The sequence below is a fragment of the Leptospira venezuelensis genome (assembly GCF_002150035.1).
Classification (GTDB): Bacteria; Spirochaetota; Leptospiria; order Leptospirales; family Leptospiraceae; genus Leptospira_B; species Leptospira_B venezuelensis.
The window spans coordinates 510,162-532,769 of the sequence record NZ_NETS01000010.1; the positions used below are offsets into that span (position 1 = coordinate 510,162).

A 22,608-nucleotide genomic window follows, 5' to 3' on the forward strand; every position below is an offset into this window, starting at 1 on the left:
CAAAAGCGGATAGAGGGGGCTAGTGTCCAGCAGTAAAAACAGAGATCTAAAAGGTTTGAGTAGGCCCTTTATTTAGATCAGACTGAACTGGGAAGATAGGCTTGGAAAAGTTCGAAACGATGGTGGATCTCTTTTCCCACTTTTACCTTTCTCAATTCTACTTCGAAATCCTCTTTTACTTTATGGATCTCGTTTTTAGTTCGATTCATTGCGGATTTTTTTTCGGGTCTTCCTTCCCATTTGAAAGCAGCCTCTTGTCTCATTAGTTTTTCTTCTAACTGACGGAGTGTATTTTGGTTGCTGTTTCGGATCTTATACTCTTCTTTTTGGAATAGATCTTTGGTTTGTTCGTATAATTCTTTTTTTCGATCTTCTAATGCAAGTTCCAAGGTCTCACATGCGATTACAAAATATTTTTCGGTATCATCAGGTAGGTCAGTTTCAGTAGATCTGAATCTATTCTCTCTAACTGTATCAGGAAGATTTTCTAACACCTTGGAGCTTCCACTTCGTCGGTTCACTTCCACTACGAACAATTCTTTTCTATCTAAGGAAAATTTGAACTCTACGATAAATACGAAATATATGAAGTTACCAGAAGCTCTATAAAATCCTACTTTCCAACCGGACCTATCTTTCAAAAAGGATTGGACTGCTTCCTCTATCAAAGGATGACCGAATGCCAAAAATTCCAATCCATCATCTGCTAGTGCGAGTTCCGAATTGAATGTTGCCTTCTTACCTTTGTAATTTACTCCATCCAATTCATAGACTTGAGGTTTTAAGGTCTTAAGTTTGAAGTTCAGTCTATCAGAATACTTCTTTGCATATCGAACAAAGAAAGTTTCTAAGTGTTGGTTCGTAAAAGATCTTTCTTGTAGAGTGGTCTTATAATAATCTTCCAGATTGAAATCCAATAATTTAGGGGTGACCAATGAGCCCAGTTTTTCGAAACCTTTTTTGGCAATCTTGATCCTTTGATCGATTTCCTCTTCTACTTCTTTTAACTTTTTATTTCCAGTAACGAATCTCATGAAGCTGGAATGAAAATCCAACTCGTCTTCGATCGCCCCAAGTAACTCGTCTGAGCCTCCGATAGACTCTTCAAAAAGTTTGATCTTATTGGATAGGACTTCTAAAATTCTCTCTGCAACTGTGTCCTTGGAAGCAAAGTTAAAAATAAATACATTATCCTTTTGGCCGAATCTATGGATCCTTCCAATCCTTTGTTCAATCTTCAAAGGACTCCAAGGTAAATCATAATTGAATAGTACGTTTGCAAATTGAAGGTTACGCCCTTCTCCGCCTGCTTCCGTGCAGATCAAGATCTCAGAGGTTTTTCTAAATTCGGAAATTGCTTCTTCCTTTGCATCCGCGCTTAAAGATCCGTGAAATAATGTGACCTTATATTCTGACAAAGTAGAAGCCAAGAAGTCCTGAGTACTTCTGAACTGAGTGAATATTATAAATTTTGGATGCCCTTCTTTCTTGAGCTTTGCAATCGTCTCTTTTAATTTCTGACTTTTGCGGTCTTCTTTGATCTTCTTTCCTAAAAGGATCAGCCTGTTTAAAGATAATAATTCTCTTCTAAGATTTGCAAGATCAGAAGGAGCAGATTCATCCAGATCGGAAACGAAGTCTTCGACTCCTTCCGTTTCGTCCAAATCCCATTCTTCTAATTTATTGCCGACTGCCTGTAAACGATGGAGTCTATTTTCCAACATAAACTTACGTTTGGATAATGCAGAAAGAAGTGCAAATACAGAAGAATCTAATAATTTCTGGAATACGATCATCACAAATCCGATCGCCCTGTTTTGGGTTCTCATCGCGAGATTATATTCTCTACGAACATATTCCGTTGTCTCGTTGTAGAATTGTCTTTCTACATCGGATAATTCTATTTTAACTGTTTTGGCAAATCTTTTGGTGAATCCACCTACTTCTACTTTTCTACGCCGTAAAAGTACTTTGGAGATTTTCTCTTTTAAGCCACTCTTATTTCCAAGTACATAATCGTTTATAAAAGTATGATAAGGCCCGAGCAAATTCGGATCTACTAGGTGAACCAAATAATACAGCTCTTCTAATTTTCCTCTAAAAGGTGTTGCGGTAAGAAGAAGCAAACATTCACATTTTTTAGCGATCTTCTCTGCAAATAAATAGGCTCGAGTGACTTTATGATAATCCCTTCTTAAACGATGTGCCTCGTCAAAAACTACAATATCCCATTTTGTTTTTAGGATCTCTTCTGCATATTTAGGGTTTTTGATAAAGTCTACAGAAGTGATTACATGTTTGAAATTTTTCCAGTTTTTCTCACCGCTCGCTAAGAAGTTCCTACGTTTAACAATCTCAAAGTCTTCGTTAAATTTATTCTTTAATTCCTGTTTCCATTGCACAAGTAGCGGAGAAGGAGCCACGACCAAAACCTTTTTATAGCCTCTTCGAAAGATAAGTTCTTTCATGACCAAGGCAGCTTCTATCGTTTTACCTAATCCCACCTCATCGGCCAAAATGAATCTAGGTCGAAGAGAATTCACAACCACGAAGGTGGATTCTATCTGGTGAGGAAGAAGTCTAGTCCTTGAATTGGATAATGCAGAAAGTTTGTCGTAGGCATGAGTAAGTTTTAACTCGAATGCTTGTAAGCTTAGATCGAGCAATTCTGGATCAGCAAAAGATTCGGTGAATGCGGTTGGATAAGATCCTATAATTTTCAGTCTGTTCGAATTTTCAGAAACGGTCTTTCTGGTATCGGAAGATGGAAAATAGATCTGGAATTTTCCAGAGTCGGAACTTTCTATCCTTCCAATTCCTAATTCAGGTTCATCCTTGAGATAACAGGAATCCCCTCTGAACCCGCTGGAGGAATCGGATTCGAAATCTAGACTGAGCTGCAAAGTAGAGTCCAAGATCAAACTCCCCTTTTTTCTCCCCAAATATATTTATGGGTCTGCAAAGAAAGACGCAGATCCGTTCTATTATTTTCTTTAATCCAATCTACAAGGATTTCGGGAGCAAGCTCTCCGAATACAGGAGAAGCCAGAAGATTTCCCTTTAATTTAAAACCGTCTATCACTTCCAAAGTTCTATCAAAATCCTTTCTATCTCTAATTACGAATTTGATCTCATCCAAATTATCGTTTCTGTCCCGGACAAATTCTAAATTCTCCGTGATCATTTTGTCTTCCATTCCGGAACCGGGGAGTTTGTAATCCAGGGTAAAAACCATATTTTCCAAATTGGAGATCGGCTCCGCCCCATTTGTTTCCACCCTCACCCTAGTATACATCCCCGAAACTTGTCTGGACTGTTTCAATTTTTCCGCCAATGTTTGGCTGAAAATCCTATTCGAATTTTCTAATGGTTCTCCGCCCGTCAGAAGTATTTGTGTTGGAGAAGAAGAAATGGATCCTATCTCTGAGATCACATCTTCTAACTCCATTTGTTTCCCCGCATTCGGAGAAAGAGCGTACGGAGTGTCGCACCAAAGTTTGCGATTTCCATCCATTCCGCATCTGAGAGAACATCCCGCGAACCGGACAAAAATCGTAGGCAAACCTGTTGAAATTCCTTCTCCAGAAACAGAGAGATAAATTTCATGAACGACGGATTTCATACTAATGAATCGCTCTCCAAGGTACAAGATTTTTACCGGCTTTCCCTAGTATAATCCAGAAAAAACCGTTTATTAGAATACCAGAATGATTTTTGGCCCGATCCAGTCAAGATGGGGCTATCAAAATCCCGAAAAAAGCTTGTTGAAAGACCTATGTACGTGTAATAAATTTGGAAGCCTTTTTGAAATCAATTTAATGTTTCAAAAGTGTTAGAACGTCCTTCATGAAATTTTCCTTTTTAGAAAAAATCAAAGAAAAATCTCAATTCTTGCAATGGAAAGTGCTGATCGGTTTTTTCTCTCTTACCTTACTATTGATCATCGCAAGTTTGATCAGTTTGTACGGAATGATAGAGCTAAAGGACGCTGGAGTTTTGATAGAACATACATTTACAGTCATCGAAGAGATAGACCAATGTAAAAGTATCACTAGAGAGATCGGGATCGCGCACGCATATACGGAAGACGTAGCATCTGATAATACAAGATCCTTATTCTCCAATTTAAAGAGTGAAATTAAGATCCTACAAAATCTCACCAAGGATAACCAGATCCAGCAAGTTCGGATACTGGGAATTTACAATCTAATCGCAACAGCGGAAAAACAACCCATCTCTTTCAAATCTAAAAAAGGAATCATTCTGATAGAGATCGCAGAGCTTCTAAATAATATGCAGGAAGAAGAATTGAGGCTGCTGAATAGCAGAAACGCTACCAATTCTTTAAGAGGAACCAGGGTTGCTTATTCTCTGCTTACTTTAGTCATAGTTTCTTTTCTTGTAGTAGGTTATGGGTCCTTCGCAGTCAAAAAGGATATCAAAGAGAAGAGAAGGATCACTGATAGATTGATCGAAAGTGAATCCAGGCTACTTTCCATTTTGGACAATCTACCATCTGCATTTTGTATGATGGACTTGGAAGGAAGAGCTCTATTCCATAACCAAGTATTTGCAAATCGATTTCTGGGAAGCAAAGACAAAAGACAAGACATGGCCTTAGAAAATCTTTTCGGAGAAGAGAAGGCGCAGTTCATTTCTACCGTTATCGCTAAATCTTTGGAAAAACAAGGTCCCTTAGATTTCGAATTGGACTTAGTAGTTTCGGACGAAGAAAAGACATTCTATTGTGTAATCGTGCCTTTGGTGGATTTAGAAGGAGAAGTTTACTCTGTCTGTGGATTATTCACAGACATTTCTGTTCGTAAAAACTACGAACACGATCTCAAAAAAGCAAAAGAAGAAGCTGAAAAAGCAAACCGCGCTAAGTCGGAATTTTTGGCAATGATGAGCCATGAGATCAGGACTCCGATGAACGGAGTAATTGGGATGACTGAACTACTGATCGATTCCAATCTAAATAAGGAACAAAAAGAATACGCTGAGATCATTCAAAAAAGTGGCGAAAGTCTACTCAATATCATCAATGATATTTTGGATTATTCTAAAATTGAATCCGGAACTTTATCTCTCGAAATCAGAGAATTTTCGGTCATCGAAACCATCGAAGAAGTTTTGGACCTATTCAGATCTCGTGCGGCCCAAAAACAAATCGATCTGGTCTACTATCTTGATCCCAATGTGCCTGATCGGATCTTATGTGATAGTCTACGTTTAAAACAGATCTTTATTAATCTGATCGGTAACGCATTAAAATTCACAGAACAAGGCGAGATCTTTTTATCTGCAGAAGTTTCTAAATTAGAAGGTAATCTATATACGATCCTATTTGCAATTAGGGACACAGGGATTGGAATTCCTGCCGAAAAACAAAAGGAACTATTCCAACCCTTCTACCAAGTTGACACATCTTCCACCAGAAGATATGGAGGAACAGGACTTGGGCTTTCTATCTCTTCTCGTTTGATAGAAATGATGGGTGGAGTTATCTGGGTAGAGAGTGAATTAAATATCGGTACAACCTTCTCCTTTTATATCCAGGTAGAAGGAAACAATCAGGCAAAGATCAAAGAAAAAGCAGCAAACTCAGAATTAGAAAATAAGAAAGTTCTTATACTGGATGATAATTCTACCAATTTACGTATCCTCGCCTACCAGCTGCAAATTTTAGGCCTCATAACTTTCTCCGCTAAATCAAAGGAAGAAGCATTAAATCTACTTGATCTAGATATTATGCCGGACTTAGGGATCTTAGATTATAATCTTCCAGGAAATACGGGAATCGAAATTGCTCAGGAAATTCGTAAAAGAAATTTTCATTTTCCATTGGTACTATTATCTTCTTCTTTCCTAGATCCAAAAGACAGAGAGATCGCCGGAGAATTATTCTCCGGAGAATTAAGTAAACCAGTTAAGAAAAAAGATATAGAAAGGATCGTAACTGAAATTTTAGCCGAAGGAGAAAGTGGAACTAAAGCAAAGGCAAATACAAGATCTTCGTATTTGGCCAGCCAAAAAGAAATTTTAAGCTCTCAATTTCCGTTCAAAATCATGGTGGCAGAAGATAATGAAATCAACCAAACTTTGGCAAAAAGGATAATCCAAAAATTAGGATTCGAGCCACTTATTGTTCCAAATGGAAAAGAAGCTTTGATCGCCCTAAGAGAAAGAAAGATCAATCTGATCTTTATGGACGTTCACATGCCTGAGATGGATGGGCTACAAGCGACTCAAGTCATCCGAAATACTTGGCCTCTGGAATCTCAACCTTATATCATTGCAATGACCGCAGCCGCAATGCAAGGAGACAGGGATCTATGCTTAAGAGCCGGGATGAACGATTATATCTCCAAGCCAATTGTATTCGAAGAGCTGGTCCATGTTATGAGAAAGGCGGGAAATACTCTATTTCCTAAGTCTAAAGCCTAAGTTCTATCACCGATTTCTGCCTGTTTGAAACTATAAAAAACCATCCAAAAAATACGATTTTTGCCGATCTATAAGTCTAGAGGACCTCACTCTTCTATGTCCAGAACCAGAACTATTATATTCATCTTATTCGGTTTACTTTTTCTATTTTCAGAAACAGGGACAAGCCAAGAAGAAAAAGAAACTACTTCTTCCTCTTCTGATACTAGAAAAACAGTGCTTTGGACTGGGGAAGTTCTTTCCGTTTATAGAAACAAAGGAAAAGCAAAAATTAAAATTGGAAGGAACTCCTACTTTGCAGAACGTTCCGAAGAAGAGATTAGAGGAATTCTGAGCGAAAAAACAAACTTACCTTTATTCAGAAAACCTAAAATGGAAGAAATAGGTTCCTTCCAAGTTGAGAATATAGAAGTAGAATTTGGAAAAGTAGGAAAACTCACAAAACCAGTTTCCATCGAACTGAGAGGAAGTTTTTCAGTAGCGGAAGGAAAACCTGCAAGATTGATCAGCGCTGGACTTTTAATCGGAGCCTATGGAGAAGAAACATTCTATCAGGATCCTTCTAAATTTGATGCCACAGACGTGGTCCGAAATCATTTAGCTAAAAACATTCTTCATCCTAAAGATGGAAAAGAAATGGTACTTGTTCATACCGGTTACGAATCCAATGGAAAGATCTTATACGAGCATATGGGATATTTCCTATATGGACAAGGCTCCGATCCTGGAGATGATAGTTATAATCCTAAATTCGGAATTCCCGACAGAAGCAGCTTGGAAGAAATTCCTTCTTTTTATATTGATAAATACGAAGTCACAAATAAAGAATATAATAAATTCTTAAAAGAAACTGGAACCCCTCCTCCGCCTCATTGGGAAAATGGAACTTTTCCCAGAGGAAAAGAATATCACCCCGTAACCAACTTAACTTATAGAGAAGCAGAAGCTTATTCTAAATGGGCAGGAAAAAAGATCCCAAGTGAATGGCAATGGGAGAAGGCAGCCAGGGGAACAGGACTTGTTTGGAGATTATTGAAAGACGAGAGTTATGAATTTATCTCTCAACCACAAGACTATCCTTTCGGAAACGAATTCGATTCTGCACTATGTAATACTAGAGAAAGTGGAGGCAGAGGAACAATCTCTGTGTTTGAACTCCCTTCCAAAGGTCAAAGCCCTTACGGTGCAATCGGAATGTGCGGTAACGTGGCGGAATGGACTAGCTCTCCTTATCTCCCTTATCCTGGACATAGACCAAACACTGGAAGATTCGGAAAACATTTGAAAGTAATCCGAGGCGGCTCTTATTCTGGAACCAAAGAAGAAGCTAAAGCTTATTCAAGAGATTTCGGAGGAATTCCGAATCTATTAAATGATAGAAAAGCAGGTCTCAGACTCATCACAGAAGTGAAGAACTGAGATTTATCTAAGAAATCCTGACTTTAACAAGAATTTTATCCAAAGTTTTGGGCGAAACTCTGCTTAAGAAATAACCGAATTTTTCCTTCAATTTAGAAGGAATGATTTCCCGTTTTCTTTTCTCTATCCCTTTTAAGATCTTTTTAGCAACGGCTTCCGGCTCTAATCCGTTCTTCTGCCCCTCGTCCATAATTCCATGAGGAGTTCCATCTCCTTCTAACGCCTTTACTGAAATCTCAGTTTTCACAAAGCCAGGACATACAGTCATAACGTGGATACCCGTTTTGACATTTTCCAGTCGGATACTATCCATAAATCCTTGCATTGCATGTTTGCTTGCTGCATATCCAGATCTCAATTGTGTCGCAAACTTGCCCTGGATAGAAGAGATCGCCACCACATGTCCTTCACTTTGGCGAAGATCAGATTCCAAAAGACGATACAATAATACTAAAGGAAAATAATTCGTGTCCATTATGGACCTGAAAATTTTTACATCCGTCTCCGCAGCAGTTCCTCTCATCGAAATTCCTGCGTTATGAATGAAGCCATCGATTCTCTTGAACTTTTTGCGAAATTCCTCTACTACTTTTTTCAATTCTGATTCGGACATTACATCCGCTTGAAAAACGAAAATTCGATCCGGATGAGAAGCCGCAAGTTTTAGCTCCTTAAGGGGTTCTTTTCTTCTCGCGATTACCCCGACAAAAGCACCTTCTTTTTCCAACTCGGATGCTAGAGCTCTACCTATCCCGGAACTTGCCCCTGTTACTAAAAAAACCTTATCTTGAAAAAATGACCCCATCCTAAAATCCGTAAAAGTAGGTAGAAGAATAGGTAAGAATGGTAAAAAAGCAAATCAAAACACGGTAAAATTCTTTCAGGTCTATCTCTTAGGGAAAAAAAGGAACCAGGAGAATGTATGGCACTTTCCCAATTAAAACAAAAGATCAGATACAAAGACTGTGGTTTCCAGCGCAGGTATGAGAGTAGATACTATTGGTTTCCGGAAGAAAGTCCTCCGAGTTGCCTGATAGAAGTTAGCCAAAGAGATCCATACCATGATATGACTTTGTACATGTTAGTAAACTTGGCCACGATGAAAATTATGGATTTGGATGTAGAGGAAGATAGGGTTCCTTACGAAACTTGTCCTCATGCGATCAAAACATATTCCTATTTAATTGGAGAGGATATCTCTTATAATAAAATTATGAGAAAATTTCCCGAAGATAAAACGATGGGATGCCTTCACATAAACGAACTTCTTCAAAATGCCGCCCAAAGTTTTTCTTCTGCGTATGCATTCTTCTTAAAGGAAAGAAATTTCCCACCTGAATGGGATGAGTATAGAATGTACCAAGGCGATTTAGATCCGAAATCCAGAAGAGAGATCGGAAGGCATTGGTGGATGAAAGACAAAGGTGTCCGAAACTCTTGCTATAGTTTCTCAGATAGACATGAAACTTCCGAACTGAAAGAGCAAGTAAAACCTCTTGATAGTATTACTTCTTTGATGGTAAAAGAATTCAGAAGTGCCAGAGGAAAGTAATGATCCGAAGTTTCTTGATATTCATTTTATCCATTTGCTTCTGCCCTATATTTGCAGATGTTATTCAGAACTGTGATAAAAAGAATATTTGCTCTTCGATAGAAACGGAAAACGAAGAAACTTCAGTTTATCTCCAAGCCAAAAACCTGTTTCCAGGAACACATATCACGGTCTATACTGCAATCGAAGGTTCTAATATAGAAACGGAACCTCAAAGCCCGATCTCTTTCGTATTAAACAATTCAGAAAAGAAGAAGGTACTGACCTTCAAAAAGAAAGAGAATACGGAGACTCCCGTTTCGGTAGCGATATTGGCAGTGGCCTATTATGGAGACTTATCCGCAAAACATGATGAGACCTACGTATACACTCTTCCTTACGAAGGAAAGTCTTGGATCTCAGTAGGTTATAATAGCGGAGAAGAACATAAAGGCGGAGGAGCTTATTCTCTGGACTTTGTTCTCCCAGATGGAACTCCACTTTTAGCGGCCAGAGACGGGATCGTAGTAGAAACAGAAGATAAATTTACGGAAGGCAGAAGAGATCCTAAACTCATAGATAAAGCAAACCGAATTGTGATAGAACATTCAGACGGTACAGTCGCAATCTATGGACATCTAAAACAAAACGGTGTATTCGTAAAGCCAGGAGATAAGGTAGTTGCAGGACAAAAAATCGGACTCTCCGGAAATACAGGATTCAGCACAGGGCCACATTTACATTTCGAAGTTTATAAACCGGAAGAGAATCGGAAGAAAAAAAGTTTCGCTACATTATTCAAAACTGAATCCGGAGAAAAAGAATACTTAAGCGAGGAGAATGCTTACTGGACCCCAGACGGAAAAACTCCTCCAGGATTTCCGATCACAAACATGGAAGAATTCTGTATCAGTCATTCTTTTCCTGATCCAGACAAAACTTCCCTTTGTCCTGATAAACTTCAGACAAAACGTAAATTTTATCTTTCGATCCCGATCTATAAATCAGGGCCTTATACTTTTAAGGCGGAATTCATTTCCGTAAAAACGAAAAAAGTAAGTTTTACGTTTCAGGAAAAAATCCCCAGTGGGATCAATTTCGAAGCTTGGGAAATGCAGCCTATTTTGAGCGTTGGGAAGTATAAGATCAAATTCTATCTAGAAGAAAAAGAAATAGGGGAAAGATCCCTACAAATCCTTCCTTGACCTAAATTCGCTTTCGGGTGAAAAGGATCGATCCATGTCTAATTTTGTAGTAATCGGACTTTGTTTTCTATTCGGAATACTCATCAGGACAAAAGGAAAGTTTCCTGCCGATTCTCATAAGGTTATCAATTCATTTATCATTTCAGTTTCCCTTCCTTGTATGGAGTTTGGCCCTCTACGTCATGCTTCACTAGATGGGAACTTCTTAACATTCGCGGCAATGCCTTGGGTGCTTTTTGGATTCGGATTTTTATTTTTCAGCTTTTTGGGAAAACTTCTAAATTGGAAAGAAAGTACAATCATATGTCTTTGTCTTTCTGCCGGACTCGGAAATACTTCTTTTTTAGGAATTCCACTCATCGAGTCTTATTACTCTAAAGAGGGACTTCCTACAGTTCTGATCATAGACCAACTAGGAACATTTCTAACTCTTGCTATTCCAGGAACTTATTTAGGAACCAAGGCAAGACATGCACTCCAACTCTCAGAAACCAAATCATCTCTTTGGAAGACATTATTTACATTCCCTCCATTTTTAGCATTACTCGTTTCTTTGGGCTCTCGCCCTCTTTCAGTTCCTCCAGAGCTTGAGTCAGCAATCTCAAGGATCGGAGATACCCTCATCCCACTTGCTCTTTTTTCAGTAGGATACCAACTTCCTGGTACCATTCGAATCAATTCCGAAGATCTAAATGCCGAAAATCCCAAGAGGGGATCAGACGATTCTTTTAGGATAAGAATTCCTTTGTTATTCGGCTTAGTATTTAAACTTATAATTGGTCCAATCTTGGTCTGGCTTTGTTTCGGAACATTCTTCCATTATTCAGAAAAAAATATGGGCGAAAATTTTCTCAGAAACTTTAAGATTCTAATCATGGAGTCTGCAATGGCTCCCATGATCACGGGAAGTCTTCTTGCAGCAGAATGGGGACTTACACCAAGACTCGCTGTTTCCCTTGTTGGAATTGGAATACCGCTTTCTTTTCTAACGACCTTAGGATTGTATTACCTCCTGGAGAATCAGGCGTGGACTGGAACGATCTTTTTCGGGCAGTAAAGACAGGTAACAACGGAACCCTTCGCGCCTTATTATCAGAGGCGGCGACTAGAGATGGTTTCGCCGAAGAATTCCCTGAACTCAGAGATTCGTACGGCTGTGGACTTTTGTACTGGGCCATCAAAGAAGGAAATAAAGAAGCCACAAATCTTTTAGTAGAGTATGGCTCCGATCCGAATGAGACAAGCTCCAGAGGAGAGACTGCGCTACTTCTCGCATTAGAATCTGAGAATACAGAACTCACCACCATACTCTTGGATTATGGAGCTGATCCAGAACTCAGGGACATGGACGGAAACACTCCATTAACAAGGGCAATCAGTTCCGGAACATTAGAATTAGTAGAGATGCTATTCGATCTTCCAAATCATCCTCCAGATATAGAATCCAGAAATGGAGAAGGTTATTCTCCTCTTCTACTCGCAGTAGATATGGGCCATTTAGAGATCGCGGAATATCTGGTATCGAAAGGTGCAGATCCTAAAAAGAAAAACTCAGAAGGACGTACAATTCTTCATCTCACCGCACTTCATAATGATTATGAAATACTAGACCTATTCTCGGAGAATAAAGAAGTACGTTCTTTAATGGAGAATAAGGACCAAGATGGAAATACTCCTCTTCTTCTTTCCGCTCTATATGATAGCGTAGAATGCCTAGAAAGATTATTAAACCTCGGCGCCGATCCTTTGGCCAAGAATCTAAGCGGTAAAACCGCCAAGGAAGAAGCCGACAGAATGAAATTCCATCATACTTTGAAGGTCATTAACAAGGCCACGATCACTCTCTTATTCAGAGCTTCTTCTGAAGGAAAAACAGATACTGTGGAAAAAATCCTAAGCAATGGTTACGAGGCCGAAGTACGAGACATGCTTGGTCGCACACCATTACTGTTGGCTGTAAAATCCGGAAAAACAGATTTGATTGAATTATTAGTGAAAAATGGAGCTTCTCCTTATTCTACAGATAAGGAGGGTAATTCTCCATTAGCGCTTGCAGAAGCTTCTGAAAGCCCAGCGTTACATCAGATATTTAAACAATTCCTAAATCCAGAAGAAGGAAAATAATTAGATCCTACTTCTTTTGATGATCTTTTCGAAAAGTTCTTCCGGATCCGCACTAACTTCTATCCATTCTCTAGTTTGAGAATCTAAGAACCCTTCTTCAACCATATGATCTAATTGTTTTAATAATGGATCGAAAAACCCGTTTACATTCAATATTCCGATCGGTTTAGAAAGAACTCCAAGCTGATTCCAAGAAGTAACTTCTACCAATTCTTCTAAGGTACCAATTCCCCCAGGCAAAGCAATGAACGCGATGGACTTTTCGTACATCAGTAGTTTTCTTTCATGCATGGTTGGAACTAAGATCAGTTCCGTAATTTCTTTATGAGCAATTTCTTTACTCGTAAGAAACTCAGGAAGAACACCTATTACAGTCCCGCCTTTTTCTAAAACGGAATCAGCGACAGCCCCCATCAAACCGGAGGTAGCTCCACCATAGACCAGCCCTATTCCTTCTGAAGCCATTAGATGTCCTAAGAAGACTGCGGCTTGAAGATAACGAGGTTCCTTGCCAGGTCTGGAACCGCAGAATACGCAAATGGCTGGTTTCATCTGGGTCAGGATCGATTTTGAATTAGGTTTGGCAACCTGATTTGAGAATATGAGCGGGAAAGATTCTAAACCTATCCTTGTTTCGGATAAATGATGATCTCTGTATAAGGGAATTCTTGCTTTAGATCGTCTAGTAATGATCCCAAAATCTTAGGATATTCAGTGGATTGGATTTCCTTTTTGAATTCCAATCGGAACTCAAGAAATTTCCTTTCCCCCATGGATCTGGCTTTTATATCATAGATCTTAGAAACCTGAGAGAACCGATCCGAGAGAATATTTTGGAGAGTCTCTTTGTATTCATCCGAAAAGTCGAAAGGCATACCTCAAAACTTTCGATTTTAGGAAAATACTTCCTTCCTTTTTTCATTCTTCTAGTAAAAAAGAATTGGAGTCTTTTCGTCCAAGATACTTAATCTTTCCGTTTACAAAGCTACGCGAAATACTTAGAGGTAAACCTTGCAGACTTTCCTGAAACTTACCGCATCCTTATTCTTAGGCATTTTTTTATGTGTCTCGGGCCCTGTATATTCTCAGGGGAAACTACCAGATCCGGAAGCCTTGGAAAAAGAAGCGGACGAGCTGGATTACCAAGCCGGCAAATCCCAGGTCCAAGCAGAAAGAAGAAGGCTTGCTTTACTCGCTGCAGAAAAAAGAAAACAAGCAGCTGATGTCCGAAATGAACTTCATGACCAAGAATTATCTAAACCTTATACCAGACCTACCCTAGATATTCAATTCGCTGCATTACAATCGACTTGGGAATCCGAAGTATTAGCGAGAAACAAGAATATCGGAGTGAATAACTACAATACAATCCTATCGGCATCTGGTGCTTATCAAAATGCTCAAACCTCTGCTGCAGGTGCTGGAGTAAATCCCAACTTATTAAATGATAGCATCACAGGTTATTCGAGTCCCCAAGGAAATACAAAGACTGCATTTCCAATCAAACTTTCTTATTTAAATACCGCTAAAACTTTCGGGATAGAATTTAATTATTTAGATCTAAAGATCAGACCTTCCTATACCACTGTAGACACAGCTTCGGTGTTATCTGCGCTTGCTCCAGTCCAATATCATTCCGTTCAATACAGAAGATCGGATTATTCATTGAACTTTGCTTGGTACATGCATACAGCAACCGGAAGGATTGGCGTAGCAGTAGGAGCAAGAAACCTAGATATCACATCCAGTGAATATGGAGTGATACCTGGAAATTACGGTTTCGGAAAATTGGAAGAAAAAGCGGGAGGATTAGGTCCTCAGATCGGAGTAAGGATCTTTAAGAACTTCAATGCATTTTTATTAGGACATTTTAAAGCGGATTATTTCAGGACCTTAGGACATTATAATAGAAATACTCAGGGAGTCCTGAACGGAATTGCTGGACCTTATATTTTAGATACTTCTCCACCAGGTGGACTGAAAGAGAATCTGCTTAGTAGAACTGGATACGAAATCGATTTTGGTCTTTCTTTACTCAGAAGCCGTTGGTTAAAATATACTTTAGGATTTCAATATACGGAATTGATCTCTAAGGTTTCCGGCTATAATTATAATGCGAATGTTTTCCCTGGATCGCCAGCTGATGTTCTATTTCTAAATCAGGTTTCCAAACCATTAGATCAGTTCTCTACCGGCTCAGCCTTAAGAAAAGAAGTGCATGATAAATTTTACGGAATTTATCTAAGTTTAACTTTGACTATTTAGGATATAAGAAGAAGGAAAAGCGCCGCTTAAGAATGCGGCGCCTTATTAGCGAAAATTAAGCTGCTTGAGTAGAAGCGACAAATCCGTTCTTTTCCAATAGATAATAGGAACCGAACAGAACAGAAACATAAGTAAAGTCTCCAAGTAGGCTATATTTGAAGAAAGGGATCGCAGCAATATAACATTCTACTAATCCTTGTCCGTTCAAAGTGTACATCCCAGAAGTCAACCAAACGAAGAAGTTGGTGATCACGAAGAATGAAACAGAACCTGCAAGACCAGCGATCGCCAAAGATCCAAGACCTAAATGGTCTTTGATTTTCATTCCTACGATTGCATACACTACAAATAATCCGTAAATCACCGGAATCATATCATGAAGACCGATCACTAAATCACTGATCAGCATAATTCCCAAAGGAAGAGCAATCGCTAACCAACGGTTAGAGAAATAAACCCCAGCGAAAATGGAAATCGCCAAAACCGGAGTGAAGTTCGGTAAATGAGGAAGAAAACGACTTAGAACCGCAAATACAAGTAATGCGAAAGCTACCAAATTTTTAGATAGTGACATGTTCTTTCTGGTATCCTTTTACCCAATTTTAGCATAAGTACTCTTAATTGAAAAGCACTTAGGTTTAAACAGGGATTTTCGGATAGGATGAGAGGATAAATCCACCAGTCAATCTTCATTTCCGGGAAAAAGGCTGGGAATTCGGAATCAAAAATCGAGCCTAGTACTTAATGAAAGCTCCCGACCCGAAAGACTATCCGAACTCGATGGCATTTCTCCAAGACATAACTTCTAAGCTTAGAAGTCCGGAAGGTTGTCCTTGGGATAGAGAGCAAACACATTCTACCCTAGTTCCTTATCTAATAGAAGAATCCCAAGAAGTGGTAGAAGCAATACTCAAAGAAAACGACGAACATACTAAGGAAGAACTGGGAGATCTATTATTCCAAGTGGTTCTTCACTCTCAGATAGCATCCGAAAGAGGTGCGTTCGGTTTGGAAGATGTGGCCAAAGATGTTGCGGAAAAACTTGTACTACGACACCCTCATGTATTCGATCCTGAAACAAAAGATATCTCTTCCGCAGATGAGGTAGTTGCAAACTGGGATCTATTTAAAGAGAAAGAAAAACAACTTAGACAAAAAACTTTCAAACCTAAATCAATTCTTTCCGAAGTCCCGGAAACATTTCCTTCGCTATTAAAGGCAGAAAAATTCCAGAAGAAAGCCGCAAAAGCAGGATTCGATTGGGAAGACATCAAAGGTGTAGAAGAAAAACTAAACGAAGAATTACAGGAGTTCTTAGACGAGATCAGAGGCATTGCCGATCCTTCTTCCAATCAAATTAGGATAGAGGAAGAATTGGGAGATCTACTTTTTACCATTGTGAATCTGGCGAGAAAACTAGGAGTCTCTGCAGAATCTTCTCTCACTAGAACTAATATAAAGTTTAAACATAGAATAGAATATATAGAAGCTCAGCTCGGAAAATCAGATCGTAAATTTTCCGAAACCCCTTTGGAAGAGTTAGAAAAACTTTGGAACCAAGCAAAGAAACCAACAGACCGAAATCAAAATCTTTTGGAACAAAAACAATCTAACGTTTCAGACCTCATTCGTGGACTTTCTTCATTTCTGGTTTGGAAACAAGGCCCGGAAACGGATTGGCCCAAAACTTATAGTTTTTCCTACAAATCAGCTGAATACTCATTGATATTCTCCGCATTCGGATCTATGACTCTATTGCCAAGTGCAGACCCTTGGGGAAGAAAGGCTCAGCCAATTTTCTATCTAAATTTATCAGAAAAGAAGAATGGAACCTGGGAAGATTTGTCTGGAAATTCCTACAAAACTCAGGAAAATATTTTCGAGGCAATTTTGGGATCGATCCATGATTATAAAAATGCCCTATCCGGAAAGGAAGAATGATCCGTTATGGGATGCATCGATATATCTCAAAAGTATATAATAAATTTCCTTAATAAAGACACGGATTTTCCAATCTAGATCAAAAGTTCTTTCCGTCTCTAATACCATGAATGCAAATAAGGAAATACCCTACCAAGGCGGCATCCAGAAAGAAGGTGCCGGTTTGCCTTCAGAAAAACTTAAAATACTGATCGTAGATACAAGCAAGGTTATACTTGAGATCATCTCCTCCGAATTTTCCTCATCCCTATTCGAGGTAAAAAAAGTATCTCATGTAGAAGAAGCAACACAACTTGCCAGAGAGAACAAATTCGATTTAATCACTTTAGGTGTCCATTTAGAAGGTGGGACAGGCTTCGATCTTTGCAGAGAGATCAGAAGTAAATCCAAGAAGGAAAAATTTGCATCTTCCGGAGCAAGGATCATATTTGTAACCTCCGATTTTACCGAGGAAAACAGAATGATCGCTCATAACGCGGGCGCGGACGGTTTTATAGAAAAAACCCAGGAGCTGAGTTCTTTTCAATCCACGATAGACGAGATCATAAAAGATCTGAAAGAAGAGAAAAAGGAACCTTCTCAAAAAAATCCTAGTTTAGCAAAGAAGAAGGTACTTATCATAGATGATTCCGAACTGAACCTGTTATTATTCAGAAGATTATTAGAATCAAAAGGGGCTGAAGTCCAAACAGCAATTTCTGGAAAACATGCACTCCAAATTTTAGATGAGAATCCTCATGATTTCGAAGCAATTTTTACTGATATGTACATGCCTGGGATGAATGGGAACGAACTCTGTAGCCTCGTCCAAAAAAATCCTGCTTTTTCCAAAATTCGGTTAGGGATCACTTCAGCTGCGGAAGAATCTTCTTTTACAAGAGATAAGATCCCAAGCGGTGTGGAATTATTTTCTAAACCTTACGATATGCAAGTGATCTGTAATTTTCTAAAATAGTCGCTTAGCTCCTGAAGCCTGCTTCGCAGGCTATAGTCGCTTCGCTCCTGAAGTTCGCGAAGCGAACTATAGAAACTCGATCCCGACGATCACGTCCGGATGACATTCTCTCCTGATATCACCTTCTATCTTAGGTAATTTAGAGAACCAGGTTTTGTTCTCGAATTGCAGATCGATCCAATAGAAAAATAGATTCGCTTCTCCTAATTCATTTTGGATTTTTAGTTCTCCAAAATCTTTTTTGAGCTCACCGATTCTTTCGAAGGTCTCTCCATTTTTGGTTTTATAATGAATCTCCCAAGGTTCTGCTTTAAAAGGAACACCCTGAGAATTCGGTTTTCCTTGGACTAATTTCCAGGCCTTAAGAAGAATCCTGGAAACTTCTTCCAACTTTAAAGTTTTAGAATATTGTACGTTCTCTCTTGTGTGTTTAAATGAAAACTCTTTAGGTGCAGCTTTCCATGTGCCGGTGATAGTTCTACCATCGCAAAAGAATGCCTTCACGTTCGGCCCAGAGTTTTGACTACTTGAAGAACTGGAAGAATTAGGTGAATCCCCTCTTGCATCCAAACTAGGTTCGTTTGGAAGAGTTGGATCCTTAGGCAGGCTAAGTTTTTGGCCGAAAATCGGTGTGATTAAAAATAAAAAAAGAAGGAGCCGTAAATGGCTCCTTCTTCTGTTTGTGTCTTTAGATTTCACAGGGTGAGGTTCCTAATAGACTAAAGGCGTTTTTGGATCGCCTCCATAAACTGGAAGGTATCCAATTGTTTCGGGCCTTTAGTTGTAGTAAGTAGAACCAAGTCCTTGGTCATCTCGCCCGCTTGGATAGTGTCGATTACCGCCTTCTCCAATTTTTGAGCAAAAGAAACAACATCAGGTGTTCCATCCAATTCTCCCCGCTTAGCAAGAGCTCCTGTCCATGCAAAGATAGAAGCTACAGAGTTGGTAGAAGTGGTTTCTCCTTTTTGATACTGACGGTAGTGACGAGTCACAGTTCCGTGTGCCGCTTCGTATTCGAATTTTCCGTCTGGAGAAACAAGAACAGAAGTCATTAGTCCTAATGATCCGAATCCGGAAGCTACCATATCGGACATCACGTCTCCATCATAGTTCATTAGAGCCCAAAGCATTCCGCCTGGATTCTTAACGATTTGAGCAACTGCATCATCAATTAGGTAATACCAGTATTCGATACCAGCAGCTTTTAGTTCTGCAGCTCTTTTAGTGGAAACTTCGTCGAAGATCGCACGGAAACGAGCATGGTATTTTTTAGAGATGGTATCTTTAGTTGCAAACCATACGTTGATCTTTTCAGAGATCGCATAGTTGAAACAAGCTTCTGCGAAGCTATAGATGGACTTGTCCAAGTTGAACTGTCCCATCACAACACCAGGTCCGTCGAAATCGTTAATGGTAACTCTTTCTTTTTCTTTTCCGTCTTTGGTTGTGAAAACGATCTCTACTTTTCCAGCTTCCGGAATATAAAGCTCAGTGTCTTTGTAAAGGTCACCGAAAGCGTGACGACCAACGACGATCGGCTTCTCCCAGGATCTAACTCCGGAAGGGATATTGTTTACGATGATCGGTTTACGGAAAACAGTTCCGTCCAGAATGGAACGAATAGTCCCATTCGGAGACTTCCATTCTTTTTTGAGTTTGTATTCTACAACTCGATCTTGGTTCGGAGTAATGGTAGCGCACTTAACGCCCACTCCGTATTTTAAGATGGCATTCGCAGAATCGACTGTGACTTTATCGTCAGTTTTGTCGCGGTATTCTACGCCTAGATCATAATAATCTAATTCAATATCAAGATAAGGATGAATGAAACGATCCTTAATTTCTTTCCAAATTATACGTGTCATCTCGTCCCCGTCGAGCTCGACGAGAGGAGTTTTCACCTTAATTTTAGCCATTGGAATTCTCCTTAGAATGTCAGATGGATTGCAGGTTTAAACCTTAGGTTTTTCCATCTTCTAAGGACTTAGGACTTCGGGAAAGAAGGATTCTCCTTTATTTTCAAGATTCCGCTTCGGAGATAGTATAGGTTTTGGGTGGAGAAGTAATTAATAGCTACCGGAAGGGAAACAATCCCTAGGACTGAAAAATAACGATATTTTAAAGAATCCTTATTTGCCAGGCCAACGATCGACTTTTCTAAACGTAAAAGTATCTTTTGCCAGCGTTGTAAGGTAGGAAGAAGAGAAGGATTACATCCTTCGAAATACAACCCCTCTGCAGAGCTAACAATTACATCCTTTAAATTGCTAGGAAGAGCAGGAGAACCGAATAGATCTCTAACCTTTACCAAGTCTTTTTCGACCTCGGACTCTGTTTGTCTCGGAATAGGAAGGATAGAACTGATCCCTAAGGAAACTGGAAGGGAAAGACGGAATAAAAAGTCGGAAGCGACTATGGAATTCAGATATCTTCGAATTGTTTCGCCCAACGCGTCAGTATGATCCAGCTGTGAATCGCTTAGATCCTTTACGGTTTGGATAGTGTACTGGCTGAGCTTGATCTTTTCTGTCCAGAACAGGCCCAGTAATTCCGTTTCCATGTGGGTAAAGAGTACATTTTTTACTCGGCCTTTTTTGGCAATCTCTATCTTGAGATTCAAATTCCGTTCTTATATACCACTTATGGGGAAAGGTTTGGTACCCAAGGAATAGGTTAGAATAATAAGATCGGGACCTATTCCTCTTCGCACATCAATTCTACCAGATAGCCATCCGGATCATGGAAATTTAGAAAAAGTGTCTTCGAAGATTTACGAACACCGTATTCTAATCTTTGAGAGAATAATCTTTGCTCTATCTCTCGAAAACTTTTAGGATCTACTCTGATTGCAAAATCACATCCGGATCCAAATACAGGAGAAGAAGTATCATTCTTCTCTCCATAGATCGCTAGATTCGATTTCCCAATGCCTAAAACTTTCGCGGCTTTCTCGGTCTCCTCCTTTTGGGGGAGACCGAAAATATCACGATAAAAATTTGCACTTACTTCCGGATCACGGGAGGTGATACCGATATGATTTACTTCCATAAACATAATTTTACTCCCTTAATTCGCGATCGATTTGATCTAACTTCTGTTGAAGTTTGTGTCTCATCTTCTCTTTCATTCTACGTTTCCAATGTGCTCTTTCTCGATGACCGTGGTGGTGGCCGTGGCCAAACCAATGTCCGCCTTTAAACAATATATGTGAAAGAACGAACAAACCTAAAGCTTGCCAGTAAGTGATCTGCTTGATCCCGAAAATATCAGGAAGCAACCAGTTCCAAAGTTGCCAAACCGCATAAGCCAAACCAAAGAAGAACAACGGCATAAAGAATATGATCAGAAAAAATTTCCCTAATCTATGTCTAAACTCATCTGAACCGTGCATGGTTTTCCTCCATAACTCAAAACTCTTCCAGAAAGAAAACCTTCAGGTCCTTTAAACGTTTTGCTAAAAAATCTTTAGCGTAAGATTTTCGTGCCGAGAGAGTTCCTTCTGGAATTCCGGTAACTTCCGAAATTTCTCTGAAGGATTTTCCTTCGAACACGTTTTCTACAAACGCAGATTTTTGTTCTTCAGGAAGTTCTTCGATAGCGATTGCTAATTCTTGTAGCACAAGACTTCTGTAAAATTCCTTTTCAGGTCCTGCTGCTTTATCAGGTATTGCATCCTCTAAGAAAAACTCCTGCTCTAAACGAGTGTTAGAATACTTTCCTGCTTTTTTAAATCTGTACCAGTCCCCGACTTTATTTCGAAGAACCGCATACACATAAGCTAAAAGATATTCAATAGACCCAGCGGAATCCAGTTCAGTTACAGCGGTTAAAAAAGATTCCTGAAGAAGATCTTCTGCTTCTTCCGGATCCGCAACCCTAGAACGAACCCATGCTAGGATTCTATCTCTTTCCCGTCTGTATATCGTGTCCAGGGATCCCAATGTGTTTCTCTTTCCTTAAAGAGGTAGTTGTTGCTATGGGATTTTCCTTGGATTTTTTTAATAAGAATTGGTTTGAAACGGAAAAAAAATGATCCAAAAAGGAAGAATTCCGGACCAGAACCCATTCGAAATTAGAATGCTCTGCATGAAAACTCCTGAAGTTCGATTCAAAGGTCCCATGTGAGAAAGCTAAGTTTATTACTTAGGTCCCATTTTTTTCTAAAACCTTAAATTTTTTTCACTCATTTCCTTCGGCGAAAACCCGTTTCCTCGGAGGATTTTATGAAGGCCAGAAGAAGCAAAGATGTAGAGGAACATTTCGGTTGGATGAAATTGAAAACAGACCAATTGGGTTTTTTAGGAATTATACATTCTGTAAATAGATTCTACGATTCTCTACAAGGTTCTCAATCCAATGAGCTTCGTTATTTCCGAAGAAAACTAGTAAGAACAGATTTTAGATATTCTGAAATTTTTATGAAGAAGTTTGGAGATTATGAATTTCTGATCTATGCACGAATTGAAACAGAAGGAAAATCAGAATCGGATTCTTGGATCCATGTGGATGGGATCAGAATGGAAAGAGACGAAATGAGAGCGAAGGGAGTAAAAGATCATCCTTCTTATGAAATCCGATGCCTAAGTGATATTTTCGAATTCTCCTGTGTCCCAGCTTCCAAATCAGAGGAGGATAAAATAGATTCGGATTGTAGTTAATTTCAAAAATAAGGGGATCTATCGTTTTGAGTGAAAACAAAATCCAGAAAATTTATTTCATCC

At 39.3% G+C, this 22,608-nt stretch carries 22 protein-coding genes; 10 read left to right on the forward strand and 12 right to left on the reverse strand.

Translation table 11 applies throughout. The features are described 5' to 3' along the window. Positions 1 to 77: 77 nt before the first annotated feature. Together B1C82_RS09555 and B1C82_RS09560 are read right to left on the reverse strand one after the other, a co-directional pair. The gene (locus tag B1C82_RS09555; protein ID WP_086448544.1) at positions 78 to 2,915 is read right to left on the reverse strand and encodes a DEAD/DEAH box helicase; all 2,838 of its coding nucleotides are present in this window, start codon (positions 2,913 to 2,915) and stop codon (positions 78 to 80) included. A 2-nt stretch (positions 2,916 to 2,917) separates the two neighbouring features. Beyond that, positions 2,918 to 3,622: a 7-carboxy-7-deazaguanine synthase QueE gene (locus B1C82_RS09560; protein WP_086447364.1), complete on the reverse strand. Its 705-nt coding sequence runs from the start codon at positions 3,620 to 3,622 to the stop codon at positions 2,918 to 2,920. Between the two features lie 224 nt (positions 3,623 to 3,846). Here B1C82_RS09560 and B1C82_RS09565 point away from each other — a divergent pair, with 224 nt between their 5' ends. Together B1C82_RS09565 and B1C82_RS09570 are read left to right on the forward strand one after the other, a co-directional pair. Beyond that, the gene (locus B1C82_RS09565) at positions 3,847 to 6,447 is read left to right on the forward strand and encodes a response regulator (RefSeq protein ID WP_086447365.1); all 2,601 of its coding nucleotides are present in this window, start codon (positions 3,847 to 3,849) and stop codon (positions 6,445 to 6,447) included. Between the two features lie 96 nt (positions 6,448 to 6,543). Next, a complete protein-coding gene (locus B1C82_RS09570; RefSeq protein WP_086447366.1) occupies positions 6,544 to 7,866 on the forward strand; it encodes a formylglycine-generating enzyme family protein in 1,323 nt (440 codons plus the stop codon). A gap of 7 nt (positions 7,867 to 7,873) precedes the next feature. On the opposite strand, the gene B1C82_RS09575 is transcribed toward B1C82_RS09570, so the two are convergent. Continuing rightward, a complete protein-coding gene (locus tag B1C82_RS09575) occupies positions 7,874 to 8,671 on the reverse strand; it encodes an SDR family oxidoreductase (RefSeq protein ID WP_086447367.1) in 798 nt (265 codons plus the stop codon). A gap of 117 nt (positions 8,672 to 8,788) precedes the next feature. Here B1C82_RS09575 and B1C82_RS09580 point away from each other — a divergent pair, with 117 nt between their 5' ends. Genes B1C82_RS09580 through B1C82_RS09595 form a run of 4 tightly spaced genes read left to right on the forward strand, consistent with a single transcriptional unit; the run spans position 8,789 to position 12,726 of the window. Further along, a complete protein-coding gene (locus tag B1C82_RS09580; RefSeq protein ID WP_086447368.1) occupies positions 8,789 to 9,418 on the forward strand; it encodes a DUF2889 domain-containing protein in 630 nt (209 codons plus the stop codon). After that, positions 9,418 to 10,602 carry a M23 family metallopeptidase gene (locus B1C82_RS09585; RefSeq protein ID WP_086447369.1) on the forward strand — a complete coding sequence of 395 codons (1,185 nt, stop codon included), beginning with the start codon at positions 9,418 to 9,420 and terminating at the stop codon, positions 10,600 to 10,602. The genes B1C82_RS09580 and B1C82_RS09585 overlap by 1 nt, the downstream gene beginning before the upstream one ends. 34 nt (positions 10,603 to 10,636) lie before the next feature. Next, on the forward strand, positions 10,637 to 11,659 hold the full coding sequence (locus tag B1C82_RS09590; RefSeq protein ID WP_086447370.1) for an AEC family transporter: 1,023 nt from the start codon (positions 10,637 to 10,639) through the stop codon (positions 11,657 to 11,659). Continuing rightward, entirely contained in the window at positions 11,629 to 12,726 is a 1,098-nt protein-coding gene (locus tag B1C82_RS09595; protein ID WP_086447371.1) for an ankyrin repeat domain-containing protein, read from the forward strand. The genes B1C82_RS09590 and B1C82_RS09595 overlap by 31 nt, the downstream gene beginning before the upstream one ends. Here the strand turns inward: B1C82_RS09595 and B1C82_RS09600 are convergent, their stop codons facing one another. Beyond that, positions 12,727 to 13,287, reverse strand: a complete 561-nt coding sequence (locus B1C82_RS09600) for an LOG family protein (RefSeq protein ID WP_199775767.1) — start codon at positions 13,285 to 13,287, stop codon at positions 12,727 to 12,729. It abuts the gene before it with no gap. Positions 13,288 to 13,349: 62 nt separating this feature from the next. Next, positions 13,350 to 13,601: a cation transporter dimerization domain-containing protein gene (locus tag B1C82_RS09605; protein WP_086447373.1), complete on the reverse strand. Its 252-nt coding sequence runs from the start codon at positions 13,599 to 13,601 to the stop codon at positions 13,350 to 13,352. A 136-nt stretch (positions 13,602 to 13,737) separates the two neighbouring features. On the opposite strand from B1C82_RS09605, the gene B1C82_RS09610 reads away from it, so the two are divergent. Then, positions 13,738 to 14,991 (forward strand): LA_2444/LA_4059 family outer membrane protein, encoded by a 1,254-nt coding sequence (locus B1C82_RS09610; protein ID WP_086447374.1) that lies wholly within the window; start codon positions 13,738 to 13,740, stop codon positions 14,989 to 14,991. 55 nt (positions 14,992 to 15,046) lie between these two features. Here the strand turns inward: B1C82_RS09610 and B1C82_RS09615 are convergent, their stop codons facing one another. Then, positions 15,047 to 15,565: a DUF6580 family putative transport protein gene (locus B1C82_RS09615; protein WP_086447375.1), complete on the reverse strand. Its 519-nt coding sequence runs from the start codon at positions 15,563 to 15,565 to the stop codon at positions 15,047 to 15,049. A 170-nt stretch (positions 15,566 to 15,735) separates the two neighbouring features. Here B1C82_RS09615 and mazG point away from each other — a divergent pair, with 170 nt between their 5' ends. Next, a complete protein-coding gene (mazG, locus tag B1C82_RS09620; RefSeq protein ID WP_086447376.1) occupies positions 15,736 to 16,932 on the forward strand; it encodes a nucleoside triphosphate pyrophosphohydrolase in 1,197 nt (398 codons plus the stop codon). 106 nt (positions 16,933 to 17,038) lie between these two features. Continuing rightward, positions 17,039 to 17,887, forward strand: coding sequence for a response regulator (locus tag B1C82_RS09625; protein WP_199775748.1), 849 nt, complete (start codon positions 17,039 to 17,041; stop codon positions 17,885 to 17,887). A gap of 66 nt (positions 17,888 to 17,953) precedes the next feature. On the opposite strand, the gene B1C82_RS09630 is transcribed toward B1C82_RS09625, so the two are convergent. From B1C82_RS09630 to B1C82_RS09655, 6 genes are all read right to left on the reverse strand, one after another. Beyond that, positions 17,954 to 18,586, reverse strand: coding sequence for a hypothetical protein (locus B1C82_RS09630; RefSeq protein WP_086447377.1), 633 nt, complete (start codon positions 18,584 to 18,586; stop codon positions 17,954 to 17,956). A 20-nt stretch (positions 18,587 to 18,606) separates the two neighbouring features. Beyond that, entirely contained in the window at positions 18,607 to 19,803 is a 1,197-nt protein-coding gene (locus tag B1C82_RS09635) for an NADP-dependent isocitrate dehydrogenase (RefSeq protein WP_086447378.1), read from the reverse strand. Between the two features lie 68 nt (positions 19,804 to 19,871). Then, positions 19,872 to 20,447: a hypothetical protein gene (locus tag B1C82_RS09640; RefSeq protein ID WP_086448546.1), complete on the reverse strand. Its 576-nt coding sequence runs from the start codon at positions 20,445 to 20,447 to the stop codon at positions 19,872 to 19,874. A gap of 134 nt (positions 20,448 to 20,581) precedes the next feature. After that, positions 20,582 to 20,935 (reverse strand): VOC family protein, encoded by a 354-nt coding sequence (locus tag B1C82_RS09645; protein WP_234008252.1) that lies wholly within the window; start codon positions 20,933 to 20,935, stop codon positions 20,582 to 20,584. A gap of 10 nt (positions 20,936 to 20,945) precedes the next feature. Continuing rightward, entirely contained in the window at positions 20,946 to 21,278 is a 333-nt protein-coding gene (locus B1C82_RS09650) for a hypothetical protein (RefSeq protein WP_086447380.1), read from the reverse strand. A 16-nt stretch (positions 21,279 to 21,294) separates the two neighbouring features. After that, positions 21,295 to 21,828 (reverse strand): RNA polymerase sigma factor, encoded by a 534-nt coding sequence (locus tag B1C82_RS09655; RefSeq protein WP_086447381.1) that lies wholly within the window; start codon positions 21,826 to 21,828, stop codon positions 21,295 to 21,297. 282 nt (positions 21,829 to 22,110) lie between these two features. Between B1C82_RS09655 and B1C82_RS09660 the strand changes: the two genes are divergently transcribed. Further along, positions 22,111 to 22,545, forward strand: coding sequence for an LIC_13246 family protein (locus B1C82_RS09660; protein ID WP_086447382.1), 435 nt, complete (start codon positions 22,111 to 22,113; stop codon positions 22,543 to 22,545). Positions 22,546 to 22,608: the final 63 nt, after the last annotated feature.

Coding starts and splice junctions, on each gene's coding strand:
- B1C82_RS09560 (WP_086447364.1), bottom strand. CDS start 3,622: ATGAAATCCGTCGTTCATGAAATTTATCTCTCTGTTTCTGGAGAAGGA.
- B1C82_RS09565 (WP_086447365.1), top strand. CDS start 3,847: ATGAAATTTTCCTTTTTAGAAAAAATCAAAGAAAAATCTCAATTCTTG.
- B1C82_RS09570 (WP_086447366.1), top strand. CDS start 6,544: ATGTCCAGAACCAGAACTATTATATTCATCTTATTCGGTTTACTTTTT.
- B1C82_RS09575 (WP_086447367.1), bottom strand. CDS start 8,671: ATGGGGTCATTTTTTCAAGATAAGGTTTTTTTAGTAACAGGGGCAAGT.
- B1C82_RS09580 (WP_086447368.1), top strand. CDS start 8,789: ATGGCACTTTCCCAATTAAAACAAAAGATCAGATACAAAGACTGTGGT.
- B1C82_RS09585 (WP_086447369.1), top strand. CDS start 9,418: ATGATCCGAAGTTTCTTGATATTCATTTTATCCATTTGCTTCTGCCCT.
- B1C82_RS09590 (WP_086447370.1), top strand. CDS start 10,637: ATGTCTAATTTTGTAGTAATCGGACTTTGTTTTCTATTCGGAATACTC.
- B1C82_RS09605 (WP_086447373.1), bottom strand. CDS start 13,601: ATGCCTTTCGACTTTTCGGATGAATACAAAGAGACTCTCCAAAATATT.
- B1C82_RS09615 (WP_086447375.1), bottom strand. CDS start 15,565: ATGTCACTATCTAAAAATTTGGTAGCTTTCGCATTACTTGTATTTGCG.
- mazG (WP_086447376.1), top strand. CDS start 15,736: ATGAAAGCTCCCGACCCGAAAGACTATCCGAACTCGATGGCATTTCTC.
- B1C82_RS09625 (WP_199775748.1), top strand. CDS start 17,039: ATGAATGCAAATAAGGAAATACCCTACCAAGGCGGCATCCAGAAAGAA.
- B1C82_RS09635 (WP_086447378.1), bottom strand. CDS start 19,803: ATGGCTAAAATTAAGGTGAAAACTCCTCTCGTCGAGCTCGACGGGGAC.
- B1C82_RS09640 (WP_086448546.1), bottom strand. CDS start 20,447: ATGGAAACGGAATTACTGGGCCTGTTCTGGACAGAAAAGATCAAGCTC.
- B1C82_RS09645 (WP_234008252.1), bottom strand. CDS start 20,935: ATGGAAGTAAATCATATCGGTATCACCTCCCGTGATCCGGAAGTAAGT.
- B1C82_RS09650 (WP_086447380.1), bottom strand. CDS start 21,278: ATGCACGGTTCAGATGAGTTTAGACATAGATTAGGGAAATTTTTTCTG.
- B1C82_RS09660 (WP_086447382.1), top strand. CDS start 22,111: ATGAAGGCCAGAAGAAGCAAAGATGTAGAGGAACATTTCGGTTGGATG.